Origin of the sequence: Sphingomonas cellulosilytica (genome assembly GCF_052321755.1) — a bacterium.
GTDB lineage: Bacteria > Pseudomonadota > Alphaproteobacteria > Sphingomonadales > Sphingomonadaceae > Sphingomonas.
This window is the reverse complement of the sequence record NZ_JBQRTT010000013.1, coordinates 1-24,754: the sequence shown is the minus strand read 5'-3', so window position 1 is coordinate 24,754 and position 24,754 is coordinate 1. Positions and strand designations below refer to the sequence as shown.

The 24,754-nt window shown below is 67.4% G+C and carries 21 protein-coding genes and 1 pseudogene; 8 read left to right on the top strand and 14 right to left on the bottom strand.

Annotation, left to right across the window (positions count from 1 at the left end):
• Positions 1-134 precede the first annotated feature (134 nt).
• Together ACTZQ5_RS13905 and ACTZQ5_RS13900 are read left to right on the top strand one after the other, a co-directional pair.
• Positions 135-1,046 carry a TonB-dependent receptor domain-containing protein gene (locus tag ACTZQ5_RS13905; protein WP_443585735.1) on the top strand — a complete coding sequence of 304 codons (912 nt, stop codon included), beginning with the start codon at positions 135-137 and terminating at the stop codon, positions 1,044-1,046.
• A gap of 25 nt (positions 1,047-1,071) precedes the next feature.
• Positions 1,072-4,296 carry a glycoside hydrolase family 2 TIM barrel-domain containing protein gene (locus ACTZQ5_RS13900; protein WP_443585734.1) on the top strand — a complete coding sequence of 1,075 codons (3,225 nt, stop codon included), beginning with the start codon at positions 1,072-1,074 and terminating at the stop codon, positions 4,294-4,296.
• Between the two features lie 34 nt (positions 4,297-4,330).
• Here the strand turns inward: ACTZQ5_RS13900 and ACTZQ5_RS13895 are convergent, their stop codons facing one another.
• Positions 4,331-5,113, bottom strand: coding sequence for a FadR/GntR family transcriptional regulator (locus ACTZQ5_RS13895; RefSeq protein ID WP_443585737.1), 783 nt, complete (start codon positions 5,111-5,113; stop codon positions 4,331-4,333).
• A 152-nt stretch (positions 5,114-5,265) separates the two neighbouring features.
• Between ACTZQ5_RS13895 and araD1 the strand changes: the two genes are divergently transcribed.
• From araD1 to ACTZQ5_RS13875, 4 genes and pseudogenes are all read left to right on the top strand, one after another.
• Entirely contained in the window at positions 5,266-6,261 is a 996-nt protein-coding gene (araD1, locus tag ACTZQ5_RS13890) for an AraD1 family protein (RefSeq protein WP_443585733.1), read from the top strand.
• Positions 6,262-6,314: 53 nt separating this feature from the next.
• Positions 6,315-7,874 carry an alpha-N-arabinofuranosidase gene (locus ACTZQ5_RS13885; RefSeq protein WP_443585732.1) on the top strand — a complete coding sequence of 520 codons (1,560 nt, stop codon included), beginning with the start codon at positions 6,315-6,317 and terminating at the stop codon, positions 7,872-7,874.
• Complete coding sequence (locus tag ACTZQ5_RS13880) at positions 7,874-8,899, top strand: arabinan endo-1,5-alpha-L-arabinosidase (protein ID WP_443585731.1); 1,026 nt, start codon at positions 7,874-7,876, stop codon at positions 8,897-8,899. Before ACTZQ5_RS13885 ends, ACTZQ5_RS13880 begins: the two co-directional genes overlap by 1 nt.
• 31 nt (positions 8,900-8,930) lie before the next feature.
• A pseudogene (locus tag ACTZQ5_RS13875) lies at positions 8,931-9,968 on the top strand (glycoside hydrolase family 43 protein); the annotation flags it as partial.
• Between the two features lie 126 nt (positions 9,969-10,094).
• Here the strand turns inward: ACTZQ5_RS13875 and ACTZQ5_RS13870 are convergent.
• The 12 genes from ACTZQ5_RS13870 to ACTZQ5_RS13815 all read right to left on the bottom strand — a co-directional run bounded on the left by ACTZQ5_RS13870 (position 10,095) and on the right by ACTZQ5_RS13815 (position 22,879).
• On the bottom strand, positions 10,095-12,305 hold the full coding sequence (locus ACTZQ5_RS13870) for a molybdopterin cofactor-binding domain-containing protein (RefSeq protein WP_443585730.1): 2,211 nt from the start codon (positions 12,303-12,305) through the stop codon (positions 10,095-10,097).
• A complete protein-coding gene (locus tag ACTZQ5_RS13865; RefSeq protein WP_443585729.1) occupies positions 12,302-12,793 on the bottom strand; it encodes a (2Fe-2S)-binding protein in 492 nt (163 codons plus the stop codon). Before ACTZQ5_RS13865 ends, ACTZQ5_RS13870 begins: the two co-directional genes overlap by 4 nt.
• Positions 12,790-14,079, bottom strand: coding sequence for a cytochrome c (locus ACTZQ5_RS13860; protein ID WP_443585728.1), 1,290 nt, complete (start codon positions 14,077-14,079; stop codon positions 12,790-12,792). Before ACTZQ5_RS13860 ends, ACTZQ5_RS13865 begins: the two co-directional genes overlap by 4 nt.
• Positions 14,080-14,104: 25 nt before the next feature.
• Positions 14,105-15,886, bottom strand: a complete 1,782-nt coding sequence (locus ACTZQ5_RS13855) for a YbhB/YbcL family Raf kinase inhibitor-like protein (RefSeq protein WP_443585727.1) — start codon at positions 15,884-15,886, stop codon at positions 14,105-14,107.
• Between the two features lie 147 nt (positions 15,887-16,033).
• Positions 16,034-17,959 carry an AI-2E family transporter gene (locus ACTZQ5_RS13850; RefSeq protein ID WP_443585726.1) on the bottom strand — a complete coding sequence of 642 codons (1,926 nt, stop codon included), beginning with the start codon at positions 17,957-17,959 and terminating at the stop codon, positions 16,034-16,036.
• A gap of 201 nt (positions 17,960-18,160) precedes the next feature.
• Positions 18,161-18,745, bottom strand: a complete 585-nt coding sequence (locus ACTZQ5_RS13845; RefSeq protein WP_443585725.1) for a methyltransferase — start codon at positions 18,743-18,745, stop codon at positions 18,161-18,163.
• Entirely contained in the window at positions 18,742-19,359 is a 618-nt protein-coding gene (locus ACTZQ5_RS13840) for a PIG-L deacetylase family protein (RefSeq protein ID WP_443585736.1), read from the bottom strand. Before ACTZQ5_RS13840 ends, ACTZQ5_RS13845 begins: the two co-directional genes overlap by 4 nt.
• A gap of 32 nt (positions 19,360-19,391) precedes the next feature.
• Complete coding sequence (locus ACTZQ5_RS13835; RefSeq protein ID WP_443585724.1) at positions 19,392-20,366, bottom strand: acyl-CoA dehydrogenase family protein; 975 nt, start codon at positions 20,364-20,366, stop codon at positions 19,392-19,394.
• Positions 20,363-21,406, bottom strand: a complete 1,044-nt coding sequence (locus tag ACTZQ5_RS13830; protein ID WP_443585723.1) for a glycosyltransferase family 2 protein — start codon at positions 21,404-21,406, stop codon at positions 20,363-20,365. The genes ACTZQ5_RS13835 and ACTZQ5_RS13830 overlap by 4 nt, the downstream gene beginning before the upstream one ends.
• Entirely contained in the window at positions 21,403-21,837 is a 435-nt protein-coding gene (locus ACTZQ5_RS13825) for a pyridoxamine 5'-phosphate oxidase family protein (RefSeq protein WP_443585722.1), read from the bottom strand. The genes ACTZQ5_RS13830 and ACTZQ5_RS13825 overlap by 4 nt, the downstream gene beginning before the upstream one ends.
• Before the next feature lie 215 nt (positions 21,838-22,052).
• Positions 22,053-22,424, bottom strand: a complete 372-nt coding sequence (locus ACTZQ5_RS13820; RefSeq protein ID WP_443585721.1) for an Orn/Lys/Arg family decarboxylase — start codon at positions 22,422-22,424, stop codon at positions 22,053-22,055.
• A gap of 59 nt (positions 22,425-22,483) precedes the next feature.
• Positions 22,484-22,879: an aminotransferase class I/II-fold pyridoxal phosphate-dependent enzyme gene (locus ACTZQ5_RS13815; RefSeq protein ID WP_443585720.1), complete on the bottom strand. Its 396-nt coding sequence runs from the start codon at positions 22,877-22,879 to the stop codon at positions 22,484-22,486.
• A 241-nt stretch (positions 22,880-23,120) separates the two neighbouring features.
• Between ACTZQ5_RS13815 and ACTZQ5_RS13810 the strand changes: the two genes are divergently transcribed.
• Both ACTZQ5_RS13810 and ACTZQ5_RS13805 read left to right on the top strand, forming a co-directional pair.
• Positions 23,121-23,543: an ExbD/TolR family protein gene (locus ACTZQ5_RS13810; RefSeq protein WP_443585719.1), complete on the top strand. Its 423-nt coding sequence runs from the start codon at positions 23,121-23,123 to the stop codon at positions 23,541-23,543.
• A gap of 223 nt (positions 23,544-23,766) precedes the next feature.
• Positions 23,767-23,925, top strand: a complete 159-nt coding sequence (locus ACTZQ5_RS13805; RefSeq protein WP_443585718.1) for a hypothetical protein — start codon at positions 23,767-23,769, stop codon at positions 23,923-23,925.
• A gap of 176 nt (positions 23,926-24,101) precedes the next feature.
• Here the strand turns inward: ACTZQ5_RS13805 and ACTZQ5_RS13800 are convergent.
• Positions 24,102-24,754, bottom strand: a 653-nt coding sequence (locus ACTZQ5_RS13800; RefSeq protein WP_443585717.1) for a PLP-dependent cysteine synthase family protein, incomplete at its 5' end; no start/stop codon positions are given.

Below are 24,754 nucleotides of genomic sequence, written 5' to 3'. Positions count from 1 at the left end.
CTCTTGGGAAAGAACGGCCGCAGCCGCTCAATCTGCTCGTCCGTCAGCCAAAACAGGTCGCTCATCCCGGTCTCCTCGCGGAGCCTGAATCAGATCGCGACGCTCATATCAATGGGTCCTGACCCTACGTCGACGTGCTGCCCAATTTCAGCATGCGGATTCGCCCGGATACCAAGCTGCAGTTACGCCTGGGCATCACGAAGACGCGGACCAAGCCGGAATTCGGTGCGCTCAACCCGGCGATCACCATCACCCAGCGGGCGCCGGCGGCCACCCTGGATACGTCGTGCGACCTGCGCTTTCCCGTCGCATTGTGCGGTCGCCCGGATTCGTTCGGCAGCGGCGGCAACCCGAACCTGGTGCCGCTCACATCCACAAACTACGATGCCACGGTCGAATATTATTTTTCGCGCGCATCGTCGGTCACGGCTTCGGTTTTCTACCGTGACCTGTTCGGGTTCATCTCCAACTACACGCGCCGCTATATCGATCCGGTCTACGGGTTGACCGAAGTCACCTCGCCCCAAAACGCGGGTGCAGGCCGGATCAAGGGTGTCGAAGTCGGCGGACAGACCTTCTTCGACTTCTTGCCGGGTGCGCTGAAGGGGTTCGGCGTCCAGGCGAACGTCACCTATGTCGACGGCAAGAACCGGTATCCCCTGGCGACGGCTGCCAACGGCACCGTGCCCGAGCTCCCGCCGTTCGTCCCGATTCCGTTCGTGTCGAAGTGGACGTACAATGCAGCGCTGTTCTACGAACGCAACGGCATTTCGTCGCGCCTGTCGTTCAACCATCGCGATCCGTACGTGACCGGCAATCTCTATAACAATGGCATCTACATCGGCGAGGGCGTCAAGAGCATCGAGCGGCTTGATTTCTCGATCAGCTGGAATCCGATCAAGGAACTGACTCTGACACTGGATGCGACGAACCTGATCGCGCGGCCGTTCCGCAGCTATATCACCTATGGTGCGGACCGGACCTACATCCGCGACGTGCGGGATGAAGGGCGCTACTTCGGTCTCGGCACCCGGTTCCGCTTCTGAGAGAGAGGCAGGATCGATCGCGACGATGACGACGGTGACATTCCGCCAACTGATGACCGCGGCCCTGATCCTCGGGCAGGTGCCGGCGGCCGTCGCCCAGTCGGATCCGCGCGTCGCCCCCGTCCAGGTCGATCCTGCGCGACCCGACTGGGAGAACCCGGCGGTCTTCGCGCGCGGCAAGCTGCCGGCGCGGGCCACCGGCTTCCCGTTCGAGAGCCGCGCCCGCGCCCTGGATGGTCGGCGCGCGGCGTCGTCGCGTTTCCTTTCGCTCGACGGGCCATGGAAATTCGCCTTCTCGCCCAGTGCCGACGCCGTGCCGACCGGGTTCGAACAGCCCGGCTTCGACGTGTCGGGATGGGCGACGATCCCCGTGCCAGCGATGTGGCAGGCGCAGGGCTACGACCAGCCCGTCTACAATAACTGGCGCTATCCCTTTCCCGCCAACCGGCCGCTGATCCCGCACGCGACCAACCCGGTGGGATCGTACCGACGCAACTTTGACGTACCGGCGGCGTGGGCGGGCCAGCAGGTAATCCTGCATATTGGTGCGGCCGGGTCGGCCTACACCGTGTGGGTGAACGGCGCGAAGGTCGGCTATGCCGAGGACAGCAAGCTGCCGTCCGAATTCGACATCGCCGCGCATCTGCATCCCGGTCGCAATACCGTCGCCATCCAGGTCTTCCGCTGGTCGGACGGGTCGTATCTGGAGGACCAGGACTTCTGGCGTGTTTCCGGGATCGAACGCAATGTGTTCCTGATCGCGGTGCCGCCTGCAAACATCCGCGATGCGTTCGTTCGGGCGGGCTTCGTCGCGGGCAGCGGCGACGGCACGCTGTCGGTCGACATCGCAGCGACCCCGGGCACGGCGGGGCGGGCGAGGATCACATTGCTTGACGGCGACCGCACCGTGCTGACCCGCACCGCGCCCTTGGCCGCGAGCGGCGCGGAGCGCGCCGTGACCTTCGCCGCGGAGGTGCCCGACGTCAGACCGTGGAGCGCGGAAACGCCCGATCTCTACACATTGCTGGTCGAACTGGAGGACGCGGCCGGGCGGCTGACCCAGTCGACGCCCTACCGTATCGGCTTCCGCACCGTCGCGATAGAAGGGGGCGTGGTCACCCTCAACGGCCGGCCGATCACCATCCGCGGCGTCAACCGCCACGAGCATGATCCGCAAACCTTCCACGTCATCAGCCGCGAGCTGATGGAGCGCGACGTCCGCCTGATGAAGGCGAACAACATCAACGCCGTCCGCACCGCTCATTATCCCAATGATCCGTATCTCTACGAACTCGCCGATCGCTACGGCCTCTATGTCATGGACGAGGCCAATATCGAGAGCCACGGCTATATGGAGGTCGGCAACCGGTTGCCGGACAGACGGGCCGACTATCAGATCGGCTTCGACCCCGCCTGGCGCGCCGCGCATATCGCACGCGTCGCCAACATGGTGGAGCGCGACAAGAACCATCCCTCCGTCCTCTTCTGGTCGCTGGGGAACGAGGCAGGGATCGGCCCGACGTTCGAGGATGCGGCGCGCATCGTGAAGGCACGCGATCCCGGGCGGCTCGTCAGCTATTCGGGCTGGGGGCCGCTGCCGCTCTTCGATCACCGGCCCAATTGGTATGCAGACATCTATGCACCGATGTACGATCCGGCGCAGAAGATGACCGACTACGCACGGAACTGGACCTACCGCCAACCGATGATCCAGGCCGAATATGCGCATATGATGGGCAATTCGGGCGGCGATCTGAAGGAATATTGGGACGCGATCTACGCACAGCCGGGCAGGCTGCAGGGCGGCTTCATCTGGGACTGGGTCGACCAGTCGATGTACGGCTATACCAGGGATGGCCGCCGTTATTGGGCGGACGGGGGCGCCTACGGGCCCAATTATTCAGGCGATATCGAATTCGGCGACGGCGTGATCCAGTCGGATCGCACGCCGAATCCGGTACTGTACGAATTGAGGAAGGTGTCGGAGCCGATCCAGTTCACCGATTTCCTGCCGCTCACGGGCGAAGTCACGATCCACAATCGCCAGGATTTTCTAGGTACACGCGGCTATGCCTTCGACTGGCAGCTGATGAAGGATGGGCGCGTGGTGATGCGCGGCGACCTGACGGCGCCGGACGTCACCGCGCGGAGCAGCGGCATGTTGCGCCTGCCGGTCGAGCGTTTTCCGGACCAGCCCGGCGCGGAATATCTGGTCACCGTGCGCGCGCACGCGACGGCGGGCCTGACACCGACCGTTGCGGCGGGGACGGTCATGGCATGGGAACAGTTCGTCGTCCGGCCGGGCGCGCCGCCGAACCTTGCCGCGGCGGGATCTGCGACGGTGCGCGAGACGGGCGACGCGGTGCGCTTCGCCGCTGCCGACGCGGTGCTGAGCATCGATCGGACGAGCGGGTTGATCCGGTCCTACACCCGCCGCGGGCGGACGATGCTGAGCGGCGGCGCCCCCAATTTCTGGCGAGCGGAAACCGACGCGAGCCTGGGGACCGGAACGGCGCGGCAATTGGCGATCTGGAAGGCGATGAGCGCTACGCGCCGCGTGACGGGCGTTACGCTGCGCCAGGACGGCGGGAGGACGGAGGCGGTCGTCGACTTCGCTCTCGGCACCGGGGCGGTACCGGATGCAGCGACCTTTCGCGCGACCTATCGCATGGCTGCCGACGGATCGGTGACCGTCGCGACGCAGTTCACGCCGGTCAGGAAGGATCTGCCGCCGCCGTTCCGCGTCGGGCTGACGTTCGACCTGCCGGGCGATCTCGACACGGCGGAATGGTACGGCCGTGGGCCGCACGAGAGCTATGTCGATCGCAGGCATTCGGCGGCGATCGGCCTGTGGTCGGGCAGGCTCGCCGACCAGCCGCACGATTATATCCGGCCTCAGGATACCGGCAACAAGGTCGACGTGCGATGGATGCGGCTGCTCGGCGGGGCGCGAGGGGTGCGCGTGGAGGGCGACCGTCCGCTGATGATGAACGCGCTGCCGTTCGCCTATACCGAGCTTTATCGCCGGCCGCCTGGCACGTGGAAATGGTCCGACATCGTATTCGGACAGCGCGGCACCTTGCTGGTGGATGCGGCGCAATGGGGCGTTGGCGGTGACAATCAGTGGAGCGATCTCGGACGGCCGCTGCCGCAATATCGCACGCGGCTGGAGCCGGTCGCATTCACGATCCGGCTGACGCCGACCGATGGCGCAGCGGAGAGGGCGACCATGCCGGGCGGTGATCGCTGAGCGAGTTTAGTCGAACAATATCTCTGGACCCCGCTCAGGAGCGATCCAGGCCGCCGCCATCCCTGAGCAGTTCGGAATCCTGCATGTCATCGAGCGCCAGATTGACCAGGGTCCGCATAGCCTCACTGGCAGCAGGGCCGTCGCCCGCGGCGATGGCGTCGTAGACACGTGCGTGATCGGGGATCGGGTTGCGTGGCAGCGCGCGGGCACGCTGCTTGAAGACGGTCGTCCAGCTGACGGCGGCGCCGATGCCTGCGGTCAGCGTGACGAGCGCGTCGTTGCGGGTCGCGGCCAGGATCGCCTCGTGGAATTCGTGGTCTGCGGCGCGTCCGGCCGCCGCCCCGAGCGTATGGCGCCTCATGCCTGCCAGCGCATCCTTCATCCGCTTCAGGTCTTCGCGCGTGCGGCGTTCGGCTGCCAGCCGGGCCGCACCCGGCTCGATAATCGCACGCAATTCGAACAGGCTGCGGATCAGCTGGCGATCCGGCTCCCCGGCGAACGCCCAGGCCAGCACGTCGGGATCGAGCAGGTTCCAGCGACCGCGCGGCAGCACGCGGGTGCCGGCCTTGGTCCGGCTCTCGACCAGCCCCTTGGCGGCGAGCACCTGCATCGCCTCGCGATAGGCGCCGCGCGAGACGTCGAGCGCTTCGGAAAAAGCGACTTCGCTCGATAATGTGTCGCCGGGCTGATATTCGCCGGACAGAATGGCGGTCCCGATCTTGTGGGCGATCGCGCCGTGGAGGCGGCGGCCCTTGCCGCGCGACGCCCGTGGCGGCGGTTCGACCGCGCCGGTCATTGCGGTCGCACCGTCCTCCATCCCCAGGCCTTCTTCCTCAACCCACCGCATCGCTGCGTTGTACCGCACGAAACCAGAGATTGCATCCTCCATTCCGCCGCTTTATGTCGGACTAATAAATTGCGGAGCCAGAGTTGGATATCGGCATCGCATCGGGAGGGAGAGACGGTTCGATGACCCTGCGTCTTCTGCAAGGCCGCGACGACAAGGGCGCCTGCCGGGTGATCGTCGCCTGCGACGCCGACAGCTTTGTCCTGGCCGGTGTCGACACCATCTATGCTCTCGCCATGGCGGCGATCGCAGCCGGGGAGGGGATCGCAACGACGATCGCCCGCCTGGATCGCGGCGCTGCGATCGACGTCGCCGCGGAACTTGCCTCCGGGCGCATTCTGGCACCGATCGGCCACGACGATGCCGCGCATCTGCACATGACCGGGACCGGCCTTACGCATCTCGGTTCGGCGGAGGGTCGCGACACGATGCATCGCGCGGCGGCTGCCGAGCACCAGACGGATTCGATGCGTATGTTCCGCGAAGGGCTGGCGGGCGGGAAACCTGCGGCAGGCAAGATCGGCCAACAGCCCGAATGGTTCTACAAGGGTGACGGGACAGGGCTGATCGGCCCCGGCGCGACGTTCGACATGCCAGCGTTCGCGCAGGACGGGGGCGAGGAGCCCGAACTCGCCGGCATCTACGTCATCGGTCCCGACGGCACACCCTTCCGCCTCGGCTTTGTCCTTGCCAACGAATTCAGCGACCATGTGACCGAACGGCACAATTACCTGTGGCTGGCGCATTCGAAGCTGCGCCAGGCGGCGATCGGACCCGAGTTGTTGTTCGGCGCCGCGCCCGACCGCATCGAGGGGACGAGCCGCATCCTGCGTGACGGCGTAGTGGTGTGGGAGCGGCCGTTCGTGTCGGGCGAGGCGAACATGTCGCACAGCTTCGCCAACCTCGAACATCATCACTTCAAATACGCCCAGTTCCGGCAGCCAGGCGACGTGCACGTCCATTTCTTCGGCACCGCAACGCTCTCGTTCAGCGACGGTGTGCGGACGCAGGAGGGCGACGAATTCGAGATTGCGGCGACCCCCTTCACACTGCCGCTGCGCAACCGGCTGGGCCGCGCGGTGGGGGCGGACAGGCCGGTGACGGTAACCGCGCTCTGACGGCTCGGCGCGCGACGCCCGCCGGACCCCTTTCAAAGAACGAGGACATGACCATGACCCGCACTCTCCGCAGCCTGGCCGTTGCGCTGCTGCTTGCCGGCGCCGGGCCGGTCTTTGCACAGACCGCTCCGTCCGGCGATCCCGCCACCGCGACGATCCGCGGCGACACGCCCGGTCCGGTCTACGACCGGCGCATCTTCACCCAGTTCGCCGAGCATCTCGGCACCGGCATCTACGGCGGGCTGTGGGTCGGCCCGGATTCGAAGATCCCCAACACCCGTGGCTTTCGCAACGACGTCGTATCGGCCTTGAAGGCGCTGAAGGTGCCCGTCATCCGCTGGCCCGGCGGCTGTTTTGCCGACGAATATCACTGGCGAGAGGGGATTGGTCCCCGTGGGCAACGTCCGGTCAAGGTCAACACCAATTGGGGCGGCGTGACCGAGCCGAACACCGTCGGCACGCACGAATTCATGGACCTGACCGAACAGATCGGTGCGGAGGCCTATGTCGCCGGCAACGTCGGCAGCGGCACGCCGCAAGAGATGGCGGAATGGATGGAATATATGACCGCGCCCGCCGGTGCGCTTGCCGCAGAACGCGCGAAGAACGGTCGCAAGGCGCCGTGGAAGGTCCCCTATTTCGGCATCGGCAACGAGCTTTGGGGCTGTGGTGGCAACATGCGACCGGAGTATGCGGCGGATCTGACGCGCCGCTATGCGACCTTCGTCAAGACGCCTGCCGGCGCGCGCGTGCTCAAGATCGCCGCTGGTGCCAATGTCGACGATTACAAGTGGACCGAAGTGCTGATCCGCGAGGCCGCGAGCCAGATCGATGCGCTCTCGCTGCATTACTATACGATCCCCGGCAACTGGCCGCCACGCGCGTCGGCGACCGATTTCGACGAGGTGGGCTGGGCCGAGACCCTGGTCGGCGCCAACCGGATGGACGAACTGGTCACCCGCCATGCCGCCATCATGGACAAATACGATCCGAAGAAGCGCATCTGGCTGGCGGTCGACGAATGGGGCACCTGGTTCGCGGGCGATCCCGGCACCAACCCGGGCTTCCTGCGCCAGCAGAACACGCTGCGCGATGCGCTGGTTGCCGCCATTCACCTCAACATCTTCGCCAGGCATGCCGACCGGGTGAAGATGACCGCGATCGCGCAGATGGTAAACGTGCTGCAGGCGATGATCCTGACCGACGGCGCCAAGATGATGCTGACGCCCACCTATCACGTCTTCAAGATGTACGAGCCGTGGCAGGACGCGACGGTGCTGCCGGTCGAGCTGACATCGCCCTGGTACAACAAGGACCAGTGGGTGGTGCCAGCGATCAGCGTGTCGGCGGTGCGGGCGAAAGACGGGACGACGCACGTCGCGCTCGCCAACCTCGACCCCAACCGCTCGCACGGCGTCACCACGACGTTGGCCGGCATGACGGCGAGCCGCGTGACCGGTCGGATCCTGACCGCCGACGCAATGAATGCGCACAATACGTTCGCCGCGCCCGAGACGGTCAGGCCAGCGGCCTTCACCGGTGCCAGCATGGCGGGCGGCAGGCTGTCGGTGACCCTGCCGCCCAAGTCGGTCGTGGTCCTGAAGCTCGACTGATGCGCCCCAGCATAGCCCTATGTGCCGCCGTCCTGACTGTCGCCGCCATCAGCGCCGGGGCACAGACGGCTCCGACCATGAACGATCGGCTGGCCGGCGACATTGCACCCGTCCACGATCCGGTGATCGCGCGCGAAGGCGACACCTATTACATTTTCGCGACGGGCGGCGCGGTGGAGCGCGGCGGATTTATCCCCGTCCGCTCGTCGAAGGACCTGCTGACCTGGACGGCGTCCGGGGCGGCGGTGCCGGCGTTGCCCCGCTGGGCGACCGCGGCGATCCCCGGCGCACGCGACATGTGGGCACCCGACATCGCGTTCGTGAACGGGCGATGGCGGCTCTATTATTCGGTATCGACCTTCGGATCGAACCGCTCGGCGATCGGGCTGCTCACCAGCCCGACGCTCGATCCTAAGGCGCCCCGCTATGGCTGGCGCGACGAGGGGCTGGTTGTGATGTCGACGCGTGACAGCGATTTCAATGCGATCGATCCCAATTTCATCGTCGATCGCGACGGCCGGCAGTGGCTCGCGCTTGGCAGCTTCTGGACCGGCCTGAAACTCTTCGCGCTCGACCCCAATACCGGCAAGCCCGCCGACCCGATGGCGAAACCAGTCTCGATCGCGCGCCGCCCGGTGCCCCGCGGAGCGCCCGCGCCGGTGGAGGCGCCGTTCATCGTCGATCGCGGTGGCTATTACTGGCTGATCGCGTCCTACGACTATTGCTGCAAGGGCGCGGCGAGCACCTATTACACGGTCGTCGGGCGATCGCGCGCGATCACCGGGCCGTATCTGGGCAAAGACGGCAGTGCGATGATGGCGGGCGGCGGGACCATCCTGCTGCGCGCCGACCTGTCGGAGAAACAGCGCTTTCGCGGACCCGGGCACGCCGGCGTGCTGCGCGACCGTGGCGGACGGGACTATATCGTATACCACGCCTACGACAAAGACAACAAAGGCATCCCGACCCTGCGGATCGCCCCGCTCACCTGGGGCGCGGACGGCTGGCCGGTGGCGGATTATTGACCGGCCCGACGGCCGCAGGAGGAAGAGGATCATGATGCAGTTTTCCCGGCGTCTCGTGCTCGGCGGCGCCATGGCGACGCTGGGTGCCTGCACCACGACCGGCGGCACCGCACTGCGTGGACGCGGCAGCATCGTCAATCCGCTGGTCAGGAACCGCGCCGACGCGCAGATCTTCCGCCACACCGACGGCTGGTATTACATGACCGGATCGGTGCCCGAATACGACCGGCTGGTGCTGCGCCGCGCGAAGACGCTCGCCGGGCTCTCGACCGCCGCGGAGGCCGTGCTGTGGCGGCATGAGGCGAAGGGGCCGATGTCCGGCTTCCTCTGGGCGCCCGAACTCCATCTCATCGATGGCCGCTGGATCATGTATTTCGCCGCCGGTCCCAGCGGCGGCGGGGAGGACGTGTTCCGCATCCGCACCTACGCGGTGGTCTGCGACGGCACCGATCCGATGACCGGGAAATGGGCCGTGCTTGGCCAGTTGCAGACGCCGTGGGACAGCTTCAACCTCGACTCCACCGTCTTCACCCACCGTGGCGTACGCTACATGTCCTGGGCACAGCGCGAGCCGGGAATCGATACCAACTCGAACCTCTATCTCGCCCCGATGGCCAGCCCGCTGACCTTTGCCGCCAAGCCTGCACGCTTGACCGTGCCGACGCTGCCATGGGAGGTTCAGGGCTTCAAGGTGGCGGAAGGTCCCGCGCCGCTCATGCGCAACGGCCGCATCTTCATGACCTATTCGGCGAGCGCGACCGACGCGCGCTATTGCATGGGCATGCTGACCGCGCGTGACGATGCCGATATCATGGATCCTGCGGCTTGGACGAAGTCGCCGGAGCCAGTGTTCAAGTCCTCGCCCGCGAACAGCATCTACGGGCCTGGCCACAATAGCTTCACGGTCGACGGGCGCGGGCACGACATGCTCGTCTATCACGCGCGCGATTACCACGACATCGCCGGCGATCCGCTGTTCGATCCGAACCGACATACCCGCATTCAACCGATCCGCTACCGTGGGGACGGCACGCCCGACTTCGGCGTCCCTGTCCGCAACGGACCGCTTGCGTAACCGCGGAATAGGAGGGCGGACGGAGTCGAGCCGATCCGCCAGATGCCGGGACTGCACACTTAAATGATGAACGACCAAGGTTGAGGAACGAGCGACCGGCGTTGATTAGCCGGTAATGAGTCAAGGAACTCGGGCGCCGGATCGCGCGACGGGGAGCGACCTGATCCTCCTTCCCGCCGCCCCTAAGGCATTCGCCAGCGCTGCGGCGGTCGGTCCTTGCGCGCACTCGCCCGTGCCCAGGAACGGCATGCCAGGCCGGTCCACGATGTCGACCACGACGCTGCGCGGGGCGTCGCCGAAGCGGAGGATGGGGTAGGTGCTCCAGTCGTAGTCGGTGCGGCGCGTGCCGTCATGTTCCGCAGCCTCGTAGGCGCTCCAGCTGAGCGACTGGACGATGCCGCCTTCCACCTGGTTGCGGATGCCATCGGGGTTGACGGCCTCGCCGCTGTCGACCGCGGCTACCGCGCGATGGACGATCAGGCGGCCCTCATCCGGCACGTGTTCGACATCGAGCGCAACGGCAAGGTAGGCGCCATGGTTCTTGTAGCGGGCAAAGGCGAAGCCGCGTCCACGGTTCGGAGATGCCCTGAAGCCCTCCCAGTTGAAGCGCGTCGCAGCGCGACGGATCACCGCCGCGGCGCGTGGATCGTCGAGGTGGGCGAGGCGGAAGGCGACGGGATCGCGCCCCGCCGCTGCTGCGAGCTCGTCCATGAAGCTTTCGAGCGCGAAGATGTTGAGATGCGCGCCGAGGCCCCGCAACGCCGAGACGCGGATCGGCATGTCGGGAAGGAAATGGCTGACCACTCGGCTGTTGGGAAAGGCATAGAGGGGGATGGCGTTGCGGTCGCCGCCTCCGTTTGGCTGCGGGATCGGCTTGGGCGGAGTGGCAGGGAAGGGCGGCACCATCTCGCGGCCCGCAAGCAGGTCGCCTGCGGCAGTCGGCCGCGTACTGTGCGTATTGCTCCAGACCTGATGGCCCCAGGCGACGATGCGGCCGGAGGCGTCGAGACCCGCGTCGAGCTGCGCCAGCATGGCGGGGCCGAGCGGCTCCCAGCCATGCTCCTGCTCGCGGCTCCATTGCAGGCGGACGGGCACACCGGGCATGGCGACCGCGACGAGCGCTGCGTCGCCCGCGACGTCATCCGCCCCGTTGTGGCCGTAGCAGCCTGCGCCCTCCCGGTGGACGCAACGGACACGTTCGGCCGGTATCGCCAGCAGTTCGGCTATGGACGCGCGCAGCGGTTCGACACCCTGGCTGTGTGTCCAGACGGTGAGCCGACCGTCCTCGAGCAACGCTACCGCGCAGGAGGGGCCGATAGCGCCGTGCATCAGATACGGTCGATCGTAGCGCGCCGACAGGCGCCGCACCGGGCGCGCGTTGGGCTCGTCGCGACTGTCCTGGATCGTCTGGCTCTCACGGCGCATCCGCAGCAGGGCGCCGGGCAGCGCTCCCGGTGCATTGGCGCCCGCCTCCGCGGTCCAGCCGCTTCGCGCTGCCGAGTGCAGCGCGCGCTCGAGCGGCCACTCGCGCGGGCCGACGATCGCGGCGAAGCCACCGCGGCGCACGACCCGCTCGACGCCGGGCAGCCGCCCGATCGTCGATAGATCGAAGCGCCCGCTCGTGCCCGAGCTCGGCCCGCGCAGCACGCGCGCGTGCACCATGCCGGGCAGGCGCATGTCGTGGACATAGGCCGGGAGCCCGGTGAGCTTCGCAGGCAGGTCGACGCGTGGCACCGGGCGTCCGATCAGCCGGCGTGCCTCCTGGCGCTTGCGCGGCACGTCCGCGCGTGCGCGCACGGCCAGCGAGGTCTTGGCCGCGAGGTCGGCATAGCTGACGCTCCGGCCCTTGCCGTCCAGCACCGCGCCATCGCGCGTGAACAGGGCGGTGGCGGCCACGCCCCAGCGCGCCGCCGCGGTTTCGGCGAGGAGGTGGCGGACATTGGCGGCGGCGTTGGCGACGGCGGTGCCGCTCTGCTCGAGCGTCTGGCTGCCGGCGGTGACGCCCTCGTTAGGGGTCAGCCCGGTGTCGGCGGTGATGAGGTCGATCCGATCGAAGGCGACGTCGAGTTCGTCAGCGGCGAGCTGGGCAATGGCGGTCTTGATCCCGGTGCCGAGCTCCGCCTTGCCGGTGAAGACGGTGACGCGGCCGTCGGGTGCGATGCGGATCCATGCATCGAGGTCGGGGAACTTAGCGAGCGTGCCGGGCAGGTCTGGGGCGACCGTCGGCGGCCCCCCGCTTCCCTCGCCGCCGCCGGTCTGCGCGTGCACGGCGGGCGCCAGCGTGAAGGCGACCAGCAGCCCGCCGAGTATCTCGCGGCGCGACGGGGTCATGTGACCGGTTCCGCGGGATCGACGACGCCGCCGCCGCGTGCGACCGCGGCCCGGCGCACGGCGCGCAGGATGCGCATGTGAGTGCCGCATCGGCACAGCGAGGGTGCCATGGCGGACCGCATCTCCTCCTCGGTGGGCGTCGTCGTGCGTCGCAGCAGCGCCTCCGCGCGGGCGATCATGCCGGGGATGCAGTAGCCGCACTGCCCGGCCTGCTCGTGGAGAAATGCACGCTGGACGTCGCCCGGCGCGGCGGCGGTGCCGAGCCCCTCGACGGTGGTCACGGCGCGTTCGCCGATCGCGCCGACGGGAAGGAGGCATGAGAAGACCGGGCGGTCGTCGACCAGTACTGTGCACGCGCCGCACTGGCCGAGCCCGCAGCCGAACTTCGCGGCGTGCAGACCGAGGTCGTCGCGCAGGACGTAGAGGAGCGGGGTGGCGGGATCGACGTCCGCCTGGGCGACGCCGCCGTTGACGTTCAGCTCGATCACCGGCCCTCCTCCCGCGCCTTCGCCACGTCCTTCTCCACATCGTGCCACGCTGGCCCGGAGCCATGCCGCGCCTTCAGATAGGCGACGATCTCGGCGATCTGCCTGTCGGTCAGCGCGTCGGCGTAGGCGGGCATGTAGGGGCCGCTCGCCTCGACCGGCGGGCGCAGTCCCTGGAGGATGATCTGGATCGTGTCGCGCGGGTTGTCCTCGTGCAACGGCGTGCCGAGCGGCAGCACCGGGCGGCCCGCGACGACCATCGGCGCGCCGGGCTCGTGGCAGGTCGCGCACGCACCCTCGTAGAGCCGCGCGCCGGCGGGATGCTGCCGCTCCGCCGGGGCGCGGCGATCAGGCAGCGGGAGATCAACCTTCGCCGCCGGCGCGTCACGCATCCACCATGCGTAGTAGGTCGCGAGCGCCCGCACGTCCGCCGGCTCGGCGCGTGCCAGATTGTAGGTCACCGGGCCCATCGGGCCCGCCGCGGCGGCGTGATCACGGCTCCGCCCGGTGCGAAAATAGGTCGCAAGGCGCTGCGGCGTCCATGCGCGCACGGCGGGCGAGCGCGTGTTGATCGGCGGCGCGTACCAGCCGCCCGACCAGCCCCCGTCATAGGCCGCGTCGCCGCGCTTTTCCTGCTGCAACAGGCCGCGCGGGCTATGGCAGGCGGAGCAGTGCGCCAGCGTCTCGCCGAGGTAGCGGCCGCGGTTCCAGTCGGCCGACTGCGACGGATCGGCGCGGATCGGCGTCGGTTGAAAAAAGAGGAGCTTCCATCCGGCCAGCAGGGGGCGGAAATCCAGTGGAGGGATCAGGTCGTTGGCGGGCGGCGTTGCCCGCACCGCGGGACGCGTCATCAGGAAGGCGTAGAGCGCGTCCACGTCGCCATCGGTCACACCCGCATAGTGGGTGTAGGGGAAAGCGGGATAGAGATGGCTGCCGTCGCGGCCGACGCCCTCCCGCATGGCACGAGCGAAGGCCGCGCGCGACCAGTGACCGATGCCGGCGTCGGGATCGGGGGTGATGTTGCTGCCGTAGATGGTGCCGAACGGCGTCTTGACCGGATAGCCGCCGGCATAGGGACGACCGCCTTCGGACTGGTGGCAGCTGACGCAATTGCCGATCCGCGCCAGATTGGCGCCGCGTGCGACCAGCGCCGGGGCGAACGAGCGCGGATCGGGACGCTCGACGGGCGCGATGGCGGGGCGGTGCGCGATGACGAGCAGGATCACGAACGCGACCACCGCGCTCGCCAGCACCACGCCGGCGAACTTCAGGCGGCGGCCTCGCGTCACAGCGCGGAAGAGGCGAAGGTGCGGCTCACTTCGGCTCGGCGTAGGTGCCGACGAGGTCGCCCGTCGCGATCACGTGCCCCGCCGTGGCGGTGAGCAGCTGGTCGCGCGTTGCGCCCAGCGGCAGGTCCAGCTGGCGTTCGAGCGCGAGCACTTGGAAATGGTAACGATGCGGCGTGTCGCCCTTGGGCGGGCGCGGGCCGTACCAGCCCACAGTGCCGCGCCCGCTGGCGCCTTGCATGATGCCCTCCAGCGGCCCACCGTTGAGCCGGTCGCGCTCCTGCAAGCCCTCCGGCAGGCGGGTGGTGCCCGCGGGTATGTTCCAGGCGACCCAATGGACGACCGGCTTGGCCGATCCGTCCGGGTCCTCGACCAGAACCGCGTAGGAGGCGGCGTTGGGGACCGCCGACCAGTTCAGCGCGGGCGAGATGCCGAGGCCGTATTCGCTATGCTCGCGCGGGATCGCGCCGTTGGCGGTGAAGGCGGCCGCGCCGACGGTGAGCCTTGCCGGGCCGCTCGGCCGCGTCTCCGGACGCGTGAGGGCCAGCGGCACGTTGGTACCCCGCGCCGCCTGCTCCAGCATCGGGCCGGGAGGCGGTGCGAGCGGTGCGGCCTGCCCGGTCGCGCCGTCGTAGGTGATGCGGTAGATGACGCCGTTGGCATCGTCCGAGAGCAGGATCGAGCCGTCACGCATCACCGCCACGCCGCACGGCCGTCCATATTGGCCCGTGCCGTCGCGGCTCATGAACCCGCTGACAAAGGTCTCGACGCGGGTCGCCTGACCGTTCGCGTCGAAGCGGATGCGCGCCAGCTCGTAGCCGGACGCGGGCTTGCGGTTCCAGCTTCCGCGCAACGCAACGAAGGCGTCGCCGGCGACGTCGGGCCCGAAGCCGCCGCCGGGATGGAAGGCCATTTGCATCCCCGCCGAGTGGGCGACGTGCATCAGTACCGGATTGGTCGATGCCGCCGCCCATTGCGCTGCGGTGAGGCCACCCGGCGGCTCGTCCTGCGGGTTCCGCTTGCCGTCCTCGAAGACATAGGGCCAGCCGTAGCGCTTGCCCCGCTCGATCTTGTTCACCTCCTCGCGCTGGAGGTCGTTGCCGAGCCAGTCGATCCCCTGGTCCCAGCCCCACAGTTCGCCGGTGCGCGGATGCCAGCCGAAGCCGATCGTGTTGCGCAGGCCGGAAGCCCAGACTCGCCGCGTCTTGCCGTCCAGGCTGGCGCGGATCAGCGTCGCATTCTCCTGGCTCGACTCGTCGCACGCATTACAGGTCGAGCCCGCGCTGATGTAGAGCATCTTGTCCGGGCCGACCGCGAGCGTGCGGTTGAGGTGCTGCCCGGCGTCGGGGAGGTCGTCGATCAACGTCTCGATGGTGCCGATGCCGCCGCCCGGCCGCAGGGGGGCGCGGAACACCTCCTTGGCCGTCATGAAGTAGAGCATGCCGTCGTGGATCGTCAGTCCGTGCAGGCCTGGGCGATTGACGATGACTGTCGGCGCGCCGTCGGCGCGCCCGTCCCGGCTCGCGTCCACCAGTCTGACGATGTCGGCCTCCGAGCGCCGGCTAACGTAGACCGAGCCGTCCGGCGCCACCGCCATGACCCGGGTGTTGCCCAGGCCGCTCGCCCAGGTGGCGATGCGGTAGCCGCGCGGCAGCTTCAGCGAGGCGGCGAAGTCGGGCCCTGGCTTCAGTGGGGTCAGCTCATAGAAATGCGCCTGCACCGGCCGCTTGTCGTTGTCTTCCGGGCTGCTCTGCGCGATCGCGGGCGCCGCGACGAGGAGGAGCGCAGAAGCGAGCGGTGCGACGTTCATGACATGCCATCCCCTTGTGTTGAGGCTATAATGCGCGAGCGAGCCGAAAGGGCGCAGGGACCACACCGAGCGCCCGCTTTCGCGATCTGTGCCGCTGAACGACCGTAGATCGGTCCTGTCCGCACGGTTTCGATGCTGCTGCCCCCATCACGCCACAGCCTTGATCGGTGCTGTGGAAGCAGTCGCCAGGCATGTCTCTACGGCGCTGCCAAGCGAACCGACATAATGGTCGGCACCCAGCGCACGTTGGATCTGCGCGTCGCTCAATGCTGCCTCGCCCTCCGGCCAGAGGCCGACCAGGATAGGGGCGTCACCCGTCCTCGCGCGCAGTCGGCGGACAAGATAGCGCAGGTGGGAGGGCGCCCCGCCGATTTCGAGATAGGAGACGCAGACCAGCCTCGCGGTCGACGCATCCAGGTTGCCGATGTTGGCACGCGAACCTGCATCATGGGTCACCCGGCGTACACCGAAACCGCGCTTGGTGAGCAGCTGCGCCATCATCGCCGTCACCGCATCGTCCAGGGCGCCTCGGCCTGCGACACACAGGATCGATCCGTCCGCGCGCCAGTCGGCCGGCGCTTCTGGAAGTACGTGGGGCGCGGTTTCAGCAAAGCCCGCGGCGGTTTCCGGCACCGGATTGAGCGGCGGCTCGGGGGCATTGGCGGTGCTGGCCGTGTCATCGGCTTCGGAAAGCTCGCCGACCAACTCGAGCATGCCATCCACGATGCGGCCCACCTTGGCGCGGTCGATCGCTCCCCGCGCGACATCGGCGGCAGCGAGTTTGAGCGCCGGCAGGGCGACTTCGTCATAATAGGCCGTCAGCGACCGTTCGCTGAGTTGCGTTTCCGCTTGTGCGAGGGCCTCGTCCGGATCGCCCGCGAGCATCCGCTGGTAGAAGCTCTCGACCGGCGTCAGAGCCGGCCGGTCGCCGAGCAGGACATCGAGAAACTCGAGGCTGGGAATATGCCGGCCAAGCACAACGAGGCACAAGGTCAGCGGCATCGAGAGGACGAGGCCTACCGGCCCCCAGATCCATGTCCAGAATACCGCCGCAAGCACGACGGACAGCGGTGAAAGGCCGGTGGAGTGGCCGTATAGCAGAGGCTCGACGACATAGCCGATCAGCGGTTCGAGGATGACGAACAGTGCCACGACCTCCAGCATGGTCGTCCAGCCCGGATCGGCACCGGCGGCGATCGCCAGCGGCAGCGTCGCGCCCAACAGCGCACCGATATACGGCACGAAGCGCAACACGCCTGCCAGGATTCCCCACAGGGCCGGCACAGGCAGTCCGATCAGCCACAGCCCCAATCCCACCACCAGGCCGAAGCTGGCGTTCACGGCGAGTTGGGAGAGGAAGTAGCGGCTGAGCCTTTTGCCGGCATCGTCCATCGCGGCGGTGGTTCGATGCAGGTCGGAGGAGCCGAACAGCCGGATGAGCCGGTCGCGCAGATCCTCCTTCTGCATGAGGATGAAGATGGCGACGACCAGTACGATCACGAAGGTTTCGAAAGGCGCGACGATCGGTTCCAGGTACCCGCCGACCTGCTCGAGGATCGGCGTCTTCTTCTCGCTGATCCTGACCTCCAGCGGATGCGCCCGGGTGCCGCGTATTTCAACAGTGCCAAGTGCAGGCGGAAGCTGCACAGGCGTCGAAGGCGTAAAGATGCGGAGTTGGTTGGCGGCGAAGTGCTGGGCGCGATCGATCTTCGCCTGGATTGTTTCTGCGTAGGTCGGTGCATTCCCGGCAAGCGAGGCGGCTTGCATCCCGACCATGGTGCCGACGCCGCCCAGTGCCGCCAGCGCGCTCAGCACCGCGAGCATGATGGCAAGGGCGCGTGGAACCCGAAGTCGGCGCAACGCGGCCACGATCGGCGAAAGGACAAACGACAGAAGGACCGCGAGCGTGATCGGGATCAGTACGTCCTTGGCGAAAAACAGTCCGGCGATAACGACCACGCCCACCGCCAGGCCCAGCAAACCATTGAGCCCAGGCACCTGCGCTGGTGTGACGGTGGCACTCGACGCGCCTTCGGCATCGCTACCGTCATACCTGGCTTGCAATCGGTCCATCTCGCGCTCCTTCGAAGCGCTAACCCTCCGGAGCTACCTTCGTGCCGTTGATAGCTGAAGAAGCGGCTGCGAGCGGTGTTTGCCTGGCATGGCGAGCCACCGCGAGGCTGGGGCAACTACCGCTTGCACGAACCGTCACGAATGGCGGACGTTGAACGCGAGCAGAGCCCGCCGATGCCCATGATGGGTGCGGCGGCCGATCTACGCTCGGGCCACGCTGCAGCCGAGCACGACCCAGCGACCGGTCCTTCGCACGATCCGGCATCGCCACCTGCGCCTCGTCTGGTGGAGGAACGTCCGTTGCAGATGCGCGGCATGCTGCGCGAAGTCGTGGAATTCGATCCGATGATGCGCCAGGACCAGCACGCCGCCCGGCCGCAGTGCCGATGTCACGTCACGGGCGGTTTGGCGCATCGCCTGCGGGGACAGGTAGTAGAGCAATTCGGCGATGAGGACGATGTCGTAGCGCTGGCATGGGAAGCGTGCAGGCACCGCCAAACGGATGGCACGGGCGCGCCTTTTGTGTTCGCACAATGCCTCGGCCACGAGCCGGGTCCCCGAGCCCGTCGCCTCCGTGGCGTCGAGGCGCAGGGTACGCGCGGCAAGCGCGCGGCTGTTGGACCCATTTCCGGCAGCCAATTCCAGGATGCGGCCGTGCGGGCCGGGTCCGATCGCGTGCAGGATCGCGGCACGCTTGAGCGCCTCGTCACGGTTGGTGAAGGTCCGCCACGGGTCGGGATCATCGGTAAACGTACGTTCGAACCCGGCAAGGCCGATCGGCTTCATGACGTACCTCCAGGTGCGAATATCTCCTGAGGGCGGCTGAAGGCGGCAATCTGTTGCGCGGTCATGGCAAAGCCGTCGGGATCGTCCACGATCCGTCCGGCCTGCGTGCGGTAGCTGCGGATCGCATGTCGCTTGGCCATGCGCTCCTGTGCGGTCAGCGACAGGGTGCGGGCACCTGGCAGCCGCTGGCCCGTCGGCCATATCGGATAGCGCCACCATTGCACGCCTGCTTGGCGCGTCGCCGCCGCCGCGACGACGCGGTGGTCGGGATGGGCGTCGGCTTGCGATGGTGCGAGCGCAAGCAGGGGGCGCGGAAGGGTACGGGTCGCACGGACGACATGGCGGCGGACGGCCGGCGCGTGCGCGTCGAGACGCCCGTCCGGCAAAGCGAGGAACGTAACGGCACCCGCCGCCACACCCAGCCGCCGCATCACGCGCTTCGTCTCGCGCTGACGCTCGCGGATCAGGCGCGCAGGTGGCCAGGTTGCGCTGCCGGGATGGGACGCGGCACCATCGCTGACGACGAGAACCGCGACGCGAACGCCCCGTCTTGCCAGCCGTGAGATCAGGCCGTGCGCGGCGATCGCCTCGTCGTCAGGGTGTGGCGCGATCACCAGCAACGCGCGTTGATGGCCGGGACGGAATGTCACAGATCGGGTCGGAGAATACCGGCGGCGACCGCTGCGCCAACCTGCATCCGTTGCGCGTCGGGGCCGGGCTGCCTCAGATACATCGACAGATCCGTGATCGTCGCGGCGAGTGGCTGGTCGAGGAACAGGGACGTCACGCCCACCGCTTCCTGCGCGAGCGGGATGGCTTCGCCGCCGGCGGCGTAGATCGCAGCGCGCGCCGCTGCGACCAGGGGCAGGCGGGCGGCCTCATCCTCGAACCAGCCGGCCGCGGCACGACGCACCGCCGCCGCTGCACCTTCCGCAAGCGCGAAAAGGCGGGCGAGGCGCCCGGCCTGATGCGGGTCCGTCGCGCGATCGAGTGTGACGAGATGGCCCCGAACCGCATCGACCAGTCGCGCGATCCCGCCAGCCTGTACCGCGGCGAAGCGCAGGGCGCCGCCGGAGAACCAGGGCTCCCGCACATAATCGCCGGGTGTGCCGATCATCGCCTCGGGACCGATCGCCGCCCCCTGCCAGCGTACGACGTGTGTTTCCGAACGCTGCATGCCGACGACGTGCCAGACGCTGCGATCGATCGCCGGCGGTGTCGTCGCAAGATCGAGCAGCACCAGTTGCCGCCCGTCTGCCACGTCCATGGTGACGAGCGCGTGCGTCAGTATCCCGGCCCCCGACGCGAAGCTCTTGCCGCCGCTGAGCCGGCCATCTGCCAGGTGTAGCGGCTCGCCGCGCAGATCGGCGTTCCACACCCCCAACATCGCGCCCTTCCGGATCGACGTCGCCAGCGCATCGTGCTGTGCGCGGGTGCCGTAGCGCATCACGATCTGAACCGCGTCGACATGCCCTTCGAACAATCGACCGAGCGGCAAATCCTCGCGACCGACACGGTAGAGCAGCCGCAACAGTGCCAAAAGCGAGGCGGCGTCCACCGGATCGCCAGCCGCTTGCTGCTCCTTCGTGAGCGTCGCAAGCCGGATGCGAAGGTCGGTCATGCCGCCTGCGCCGGCGGTGCGGCGGTGAGCATCGCAAGTGCGGCCTCGGCCACCTCGAACGGAATCTGCCGCATACCGCCCGGCGCTTCGGGAACGGCACGCATGGCGAACGCCTCGGCGTTGGGACAATCGCGGGCGACGCCGCGCAGATGATCGGTGCTCAGCCCGATCGCGGCAGCCAAGGGTGACCATTCGGCGGTTCCAAAGGCGCGCCGCGCCAGCGCGTGCTGCCGGTACTGCCAGAGTTGATCGACCGGATGCGTGACACGCACGCCGTCGAGGCCGATCCGATCGAGCAGATCCAGCGCCGTCGCAAGGCCTCCCCGTGCACGCCCCTGCCGCCGGGCGGAGGTATGGACGACACTCGCGGCATCACGCCGGACGCGAAATCCCGCGCGCGCCGCGTCGTCGGCCAGCTGTGCGTCCTCGCCACTGATCAAAGGTGGAAAGCCGCCAAGGGCCGCGTAAACCTCCGTGCGCATCGCCATGTTCGCGCCGCTGGCATGATGGTGCATCGCCTCGGCCTCCCACGCCACCGGGTCGACGCGGCGGCGTAGCAGGTGGAGATGCGCGTAATAGCGCTCGATCCGATCTTGCGCCTGATCCTGCGGCCCGTCGCCGCGAAGAACGTTCCCCGCCATCAGGTCGGCCGCGGCAAGCCCGTTGACGGTGGCGCCGAGCCAGTCGGCGCGAGGCCAGCTGTCGGCATCCGTCGTCAGCAGGATGCCGCCAGCAGGTCCCAGCACCGCCATGCCGAGCGACATGGCGGCGTGGCGCGAGATGCCCGCATTGGCTGGACCGCCGTCATGTGTGGCGATGTGCACCGGATGGCGAGCGTGCGCAGCATAGTCGGCCGTGACGCCGGCGCTGCCATCGCTGCAACTGTCGAGTAACAGGCATATCACGACCTGCGTGCCCGCCGGAACCAGCAAGCGGTCAAGCGCGTCGAACAATCGCGGGAGCCGCCTCGCCTCGTTGCGGGCGGGGATGCAAATGGCAAGCGCGGGCGGCGGGTCGACCGGAACTGCCGGGCTGCTCAAGCCCGTAGCTCACCTTCGTCGCCACCATCCCAATAGCGAATGCGATCGGCATGCACTTTGATCATCACGATGCCCGGCGTATCGATTCCGTCCGGAAAATAGCGATCGAGGTCCTTGGTCCAGTGCGCCTCGAACTCGGCTTTGTCGTGAATCAACGATGCTTGGCCTTCGACGGCGACGAACAGCGGCGGGCCGCCGAGCATCCCGGCGGCGCCGGTATAGGTCAGGCACACCTGAGGCGTGCCGCTGATGTCGGCGACCTTGCGCGAATCCGCATAAGCGAAGAAATAGCTGTCGCCGCTATATTCGACATCGCCGTTGTTGCTCATCGGGCGCGCGGTCATCTCCCCGCCGGACGACTGCGTGTTCAGCATGGCGAAATCCAGCTTCGCCATCTTTTTCGACAGCTCATGCAACGTCAGGTCGGCCATAGCGTGAGATCCTCCGTCAGACGCGAGCGGTCAAACCGGAAGAGCCGTCCGCACAGCATTCCAAACGTGTGATACTAACGCTTGTTCAGCGGCGTTCTGCTTAACCTCGATCAGGTTGGGGCTGCGGCCGGGATGCTGGCGCGCCGACCCGCGGTAGCATGCGGTATGGGCAAACGGCCGATCGCGGGAGGGTGGCTCGGGCGCTGCTTGCCGGGTTAACCCAAAGCGGCAGCGCTTGCCGCGACGCACCGGATCGTCCTTTGGCTAGGATCGGTGGGATCGAGCAGAAACATGCCAAGATCGCGATTAGCGGTAAGCCAAGCGACGTGCTCGGCGCCGATCCGCTGGCCGGGAACGAGGCGAGGCACGCCCGGCGGGGCAGGGGCAACGATTTCCGCGGCGATCCGGCCCTCCGCTTCTTCCAGCGCGATCCGCTCGACCGGTCCGAAGAACGCGTCGGCGGGCACTGCCGCCATGTCCGTCGTCAGCGTCCCGCTGCGAGGCGCATCAGCTGCCGCGGTCAGCGTCACGTCGCCTGCCCGCAGCCGCGCGGCGCAGTCGCCAAGCCCCTTTGCCAGAGCCTTCACGTCGGCGGTCGTCGTGCCGGCCGAGACGATCGCGAGCAGGTGGCGCGCATCGGACAGACCTACGCAGAGCCGGTGAGCCCCGCAGCTAACGCGTGTGAGCGCTCTGCCTTGTGAATGTTGGCAGCAAACAGCACCGTATCGCCCGCCCGGGCTACCGCGGCTAGGGCCATGTGAAGGCCAAGCGTCGAACCGCTGGTGACGAACCGGCAGAAGTCTGCGTTCCAGGCCTCTGCCGCGATTTCTTGGGCGCGTTGGACAACGTGGGCGCCTTCGGTTCGATCGTCGAGCCCCTTGGGGGTGATGATGTCAGCCTCGAAAACACGCGAGCCGAGCAGCTTGCGCACGTCGCGCGCGGCGCCTCGACCCAGATTGCGGCCAGGCGCTCCGAAGCCGCGGATCGGCCGTCGCTCGATCTTTGCCAGCGCCTCAAGGATGGGGGTCTGCTTCTGATCCATCAGCCTGAACGCGCGACAGCCCGGGATGACCCGAGATGCCACGTTCGATTGCATCGCTGCTCCAGCATGTCCCATGAACAAGCGTCTGCTTCGAGGGCATGACCGAACGACGTCGACCGTCCGGATGTGGGTCTTATAAGCGATAGGGCAGGGCGGTCGCTTACGCCCAATGTCCGACGTTCGTGCGCAGCATCACCTTGCCTAAAACCGGTATTTCATTCAGCCTTGGTAGATGGGGACCTTGAAAATCCTGCTGTCGCTGTTGCCCGCCGCAATTGCTGCCATGCTCATCGTCGCATGCTCGCAACATGACCCCCGTGCATGCAAGACCCCGAGATCGTATTGGCAAGAGCCCTATAAATTTGGTGGCATCGAGCCGATCATGAGTGTGGTTGCGCTCACACATGGCGGAACGATATATTGGAACGGCACCGCTGTTTCTCGGGCGCAGCTAAACGAGTACCTTAAAATCTCACATGGCTTAAACCCCGAACCGCATATCTTTCTCGAAACTGAGATGGGCGTGTCCTGCGAGGCCCTTGAAGCAGTGCGCGACCAAATTGATCGACAGCTTGATTGCAGGAAGCCTTATTCGCGCTGCTCGGAAGGCATCCGCTCGGTATGGGGGAATTTGCCTTCGCCACCGGGAGGTCCCGTCTGGTAACGTATAGCTCTGGGTGACCGCTTTCCGCAACCGACGCTTAAAAGCGGACGAGTTGCTCCCCCCCCCCACGTCTTCTCAACCTATGGTCGCTCGTCCAGGCACAAGCGAAGCCTATGGTTTGGTCGACGTGAACTGGCGCTCGAAGCAGAACACCACCATCACGCTGGATCCCGCTGCGGAGATCCAAGGCTAAGCACTTGCCAGCGCCCGCGTCGGTCTGCTTTTGGACAACGAGCGGCTCGATCTCCAGCTTTGGGTCGAGAACCTGTTCGACAAGGCATATTTCATCAACCTGCTGGGCTATACGAAGTCGACCGGGATCATCCAGGGCTATCCCGGCAATCCCCGCACCTACGGAGGCACCGTGCGCGTCAGGTTCTAGGCGTTCGGACCAACGGACAAGCCGGGCGCATGAACCGGATCATCAAGGAAGCGACCGTCGCCTGCATCCAGTGCGAGAGGCATGAGCGGTGCCGGACGCATCGCGCCGACGTCATGGCTGGCTTGTCACGGCGGATCGCGAGGCGCAGTGATGCCGCACCCGCTCGGGCGTCGTCGCTACAGCAGACCTTCGTACCGCGCCGTCGCCGCGGCGATGTCGATGCCGCAGCGGGCGAGCCAGGCATCGTCGTAATAGGTGCAGCCATAGCGTTCGCCGCCGTCGCAGAGCAGGGTGACGATGCTGCCCTGCGTGCCTGCCGCCGCCATTTCCTCGGCCAGCGTCAGGCAGGCGACGAGGTTGGTGCCGGTCGACCCGCCGACCCGCCGGCCGAGCCGTGCCGACAGCGCGCGCATCGCGCCGATCGACGCCGGATCCTCCACCGGGATCATCCGGTCGATGACCGAGGGGATGAAGCTCGGCTCGACGCGCGGGCGGCCGATCCCCTCGATCCGGCTGGCGCAGCCCTCCGGCAATGTCGTCACGGTGCGATCGGCGAAATGGCGGTGGAACACCGAATGCACCGGGTCGGCGACGCATAATTGCGTCGCATGCCGCTGATAGCGCAGGTAGCGCCCGATCGTCGCCGACGTGCCGCCCGTGCCGGCACCGCACACGATCCAGGCGGGCACCGGATGTTCCTCATGCGCCATCTGCGCGAAGATCGATTCGGCGATGTTGTTGTTGCCGCGCCAGTCGGTGGCGCGCTCGGCATAGGTGAACTGGTCGAGATAATGGCCGCCCGTCTCGCGCGCGAGCCGGTGCGACACCT

Excerpts from the sequence above, each read along its gene's own strand:
- ACTZQ5_RS13900 (WP_443585734.1), top strand. The coding sequence starts at position 1,072 with ATGACGACGGTGACATTCCGCCAACTGATGACCGCGGCCCTGATCCTC.
- ACTZQ5_RS13895 (WP_443585737.1), bottom strand. The coding sequence starts at position 5,113 with ATGGAGGACGGTGCGACCGCAATGACCGGCGCGGTCGAACCGCCGCCA.
- araD1 (WP_443585733.1), top strand. The coding sequence starts at position 5,266 with ATGACCCTGCGTCTTCTGCAAGGCCGCGACGACAAGGGCGCCTGCCGG.
- ACTZQ5_RS13885 (WP_443585732.1), top strand. The coding sequence starts at position 6,315 with ATGACCCGCACTCTCCGCAGCCTGGCCGTTGCGCTGCTGCTTGCCGGC.
- ACTZQ5_RS13880 (WP_443585731.1), top strand. The coding sequence starts at position 7,874 with ATGCGCCCCAGCATAGCCCTATGTGCCGCCGTCCTGACTGTCGCCGCC.
- ACTZQ5_RS13870 (WP_443585730.1), bottom strand. The coding sequence starts at position 12,305 with ATGACCCCGTCGCGCCGCGAGATACTCGGCGGGCTGCTGGTCGCCTTC.
- ACTZQ5_RS13855 (WP_443585727.1), bottom strand. The coding sequence starts at position 15,886 with ATGAACGTCGCACCGCTCGCTTCTGCGCTCCTCCTCGTCGCGGCGCCC.
- ACTZQ5_RS13850 (WP_443585726.1), bottom strand. The coding sequence starts at position 17,959 with ATGGACCGATTGCAAGCCAGGTATGACGGTAGCGATGCCGAAGGCGCG.
- ACTZQ5_RS13845 (WP_443585725.1), bottom strand. The coding sequence starts at position 18,745 with ATGAAGCCGATCGGCCTTGCCGGGTTCGAACGTACGTTTACCGATGAT.
- ACTZQ5_RS13835 (WP_443585724.1), bottom strand. The coding sequence starts at position 20,366 with ATGACCGACCTTCGCATCCGGCTTGCGACGCTCACGAAGGAGCAGCAA.
- ACTZQ5_RS13825 (WP_443585722.1), bottom strand. The coding sequence starts at position 21,837 with ATGGCCGACCTGACGTTGCATGAGCTGTCGAAAAAGATGGCGAAGCTG.
- ACTZQ5_RS13815 (WP_443585720.1), bottom strand. The coding sequence starts at position 22,879 with ATGGATCAGAAGCAGACCCCCATCCTTGAGGCGCTGGCAAAGATCGAG.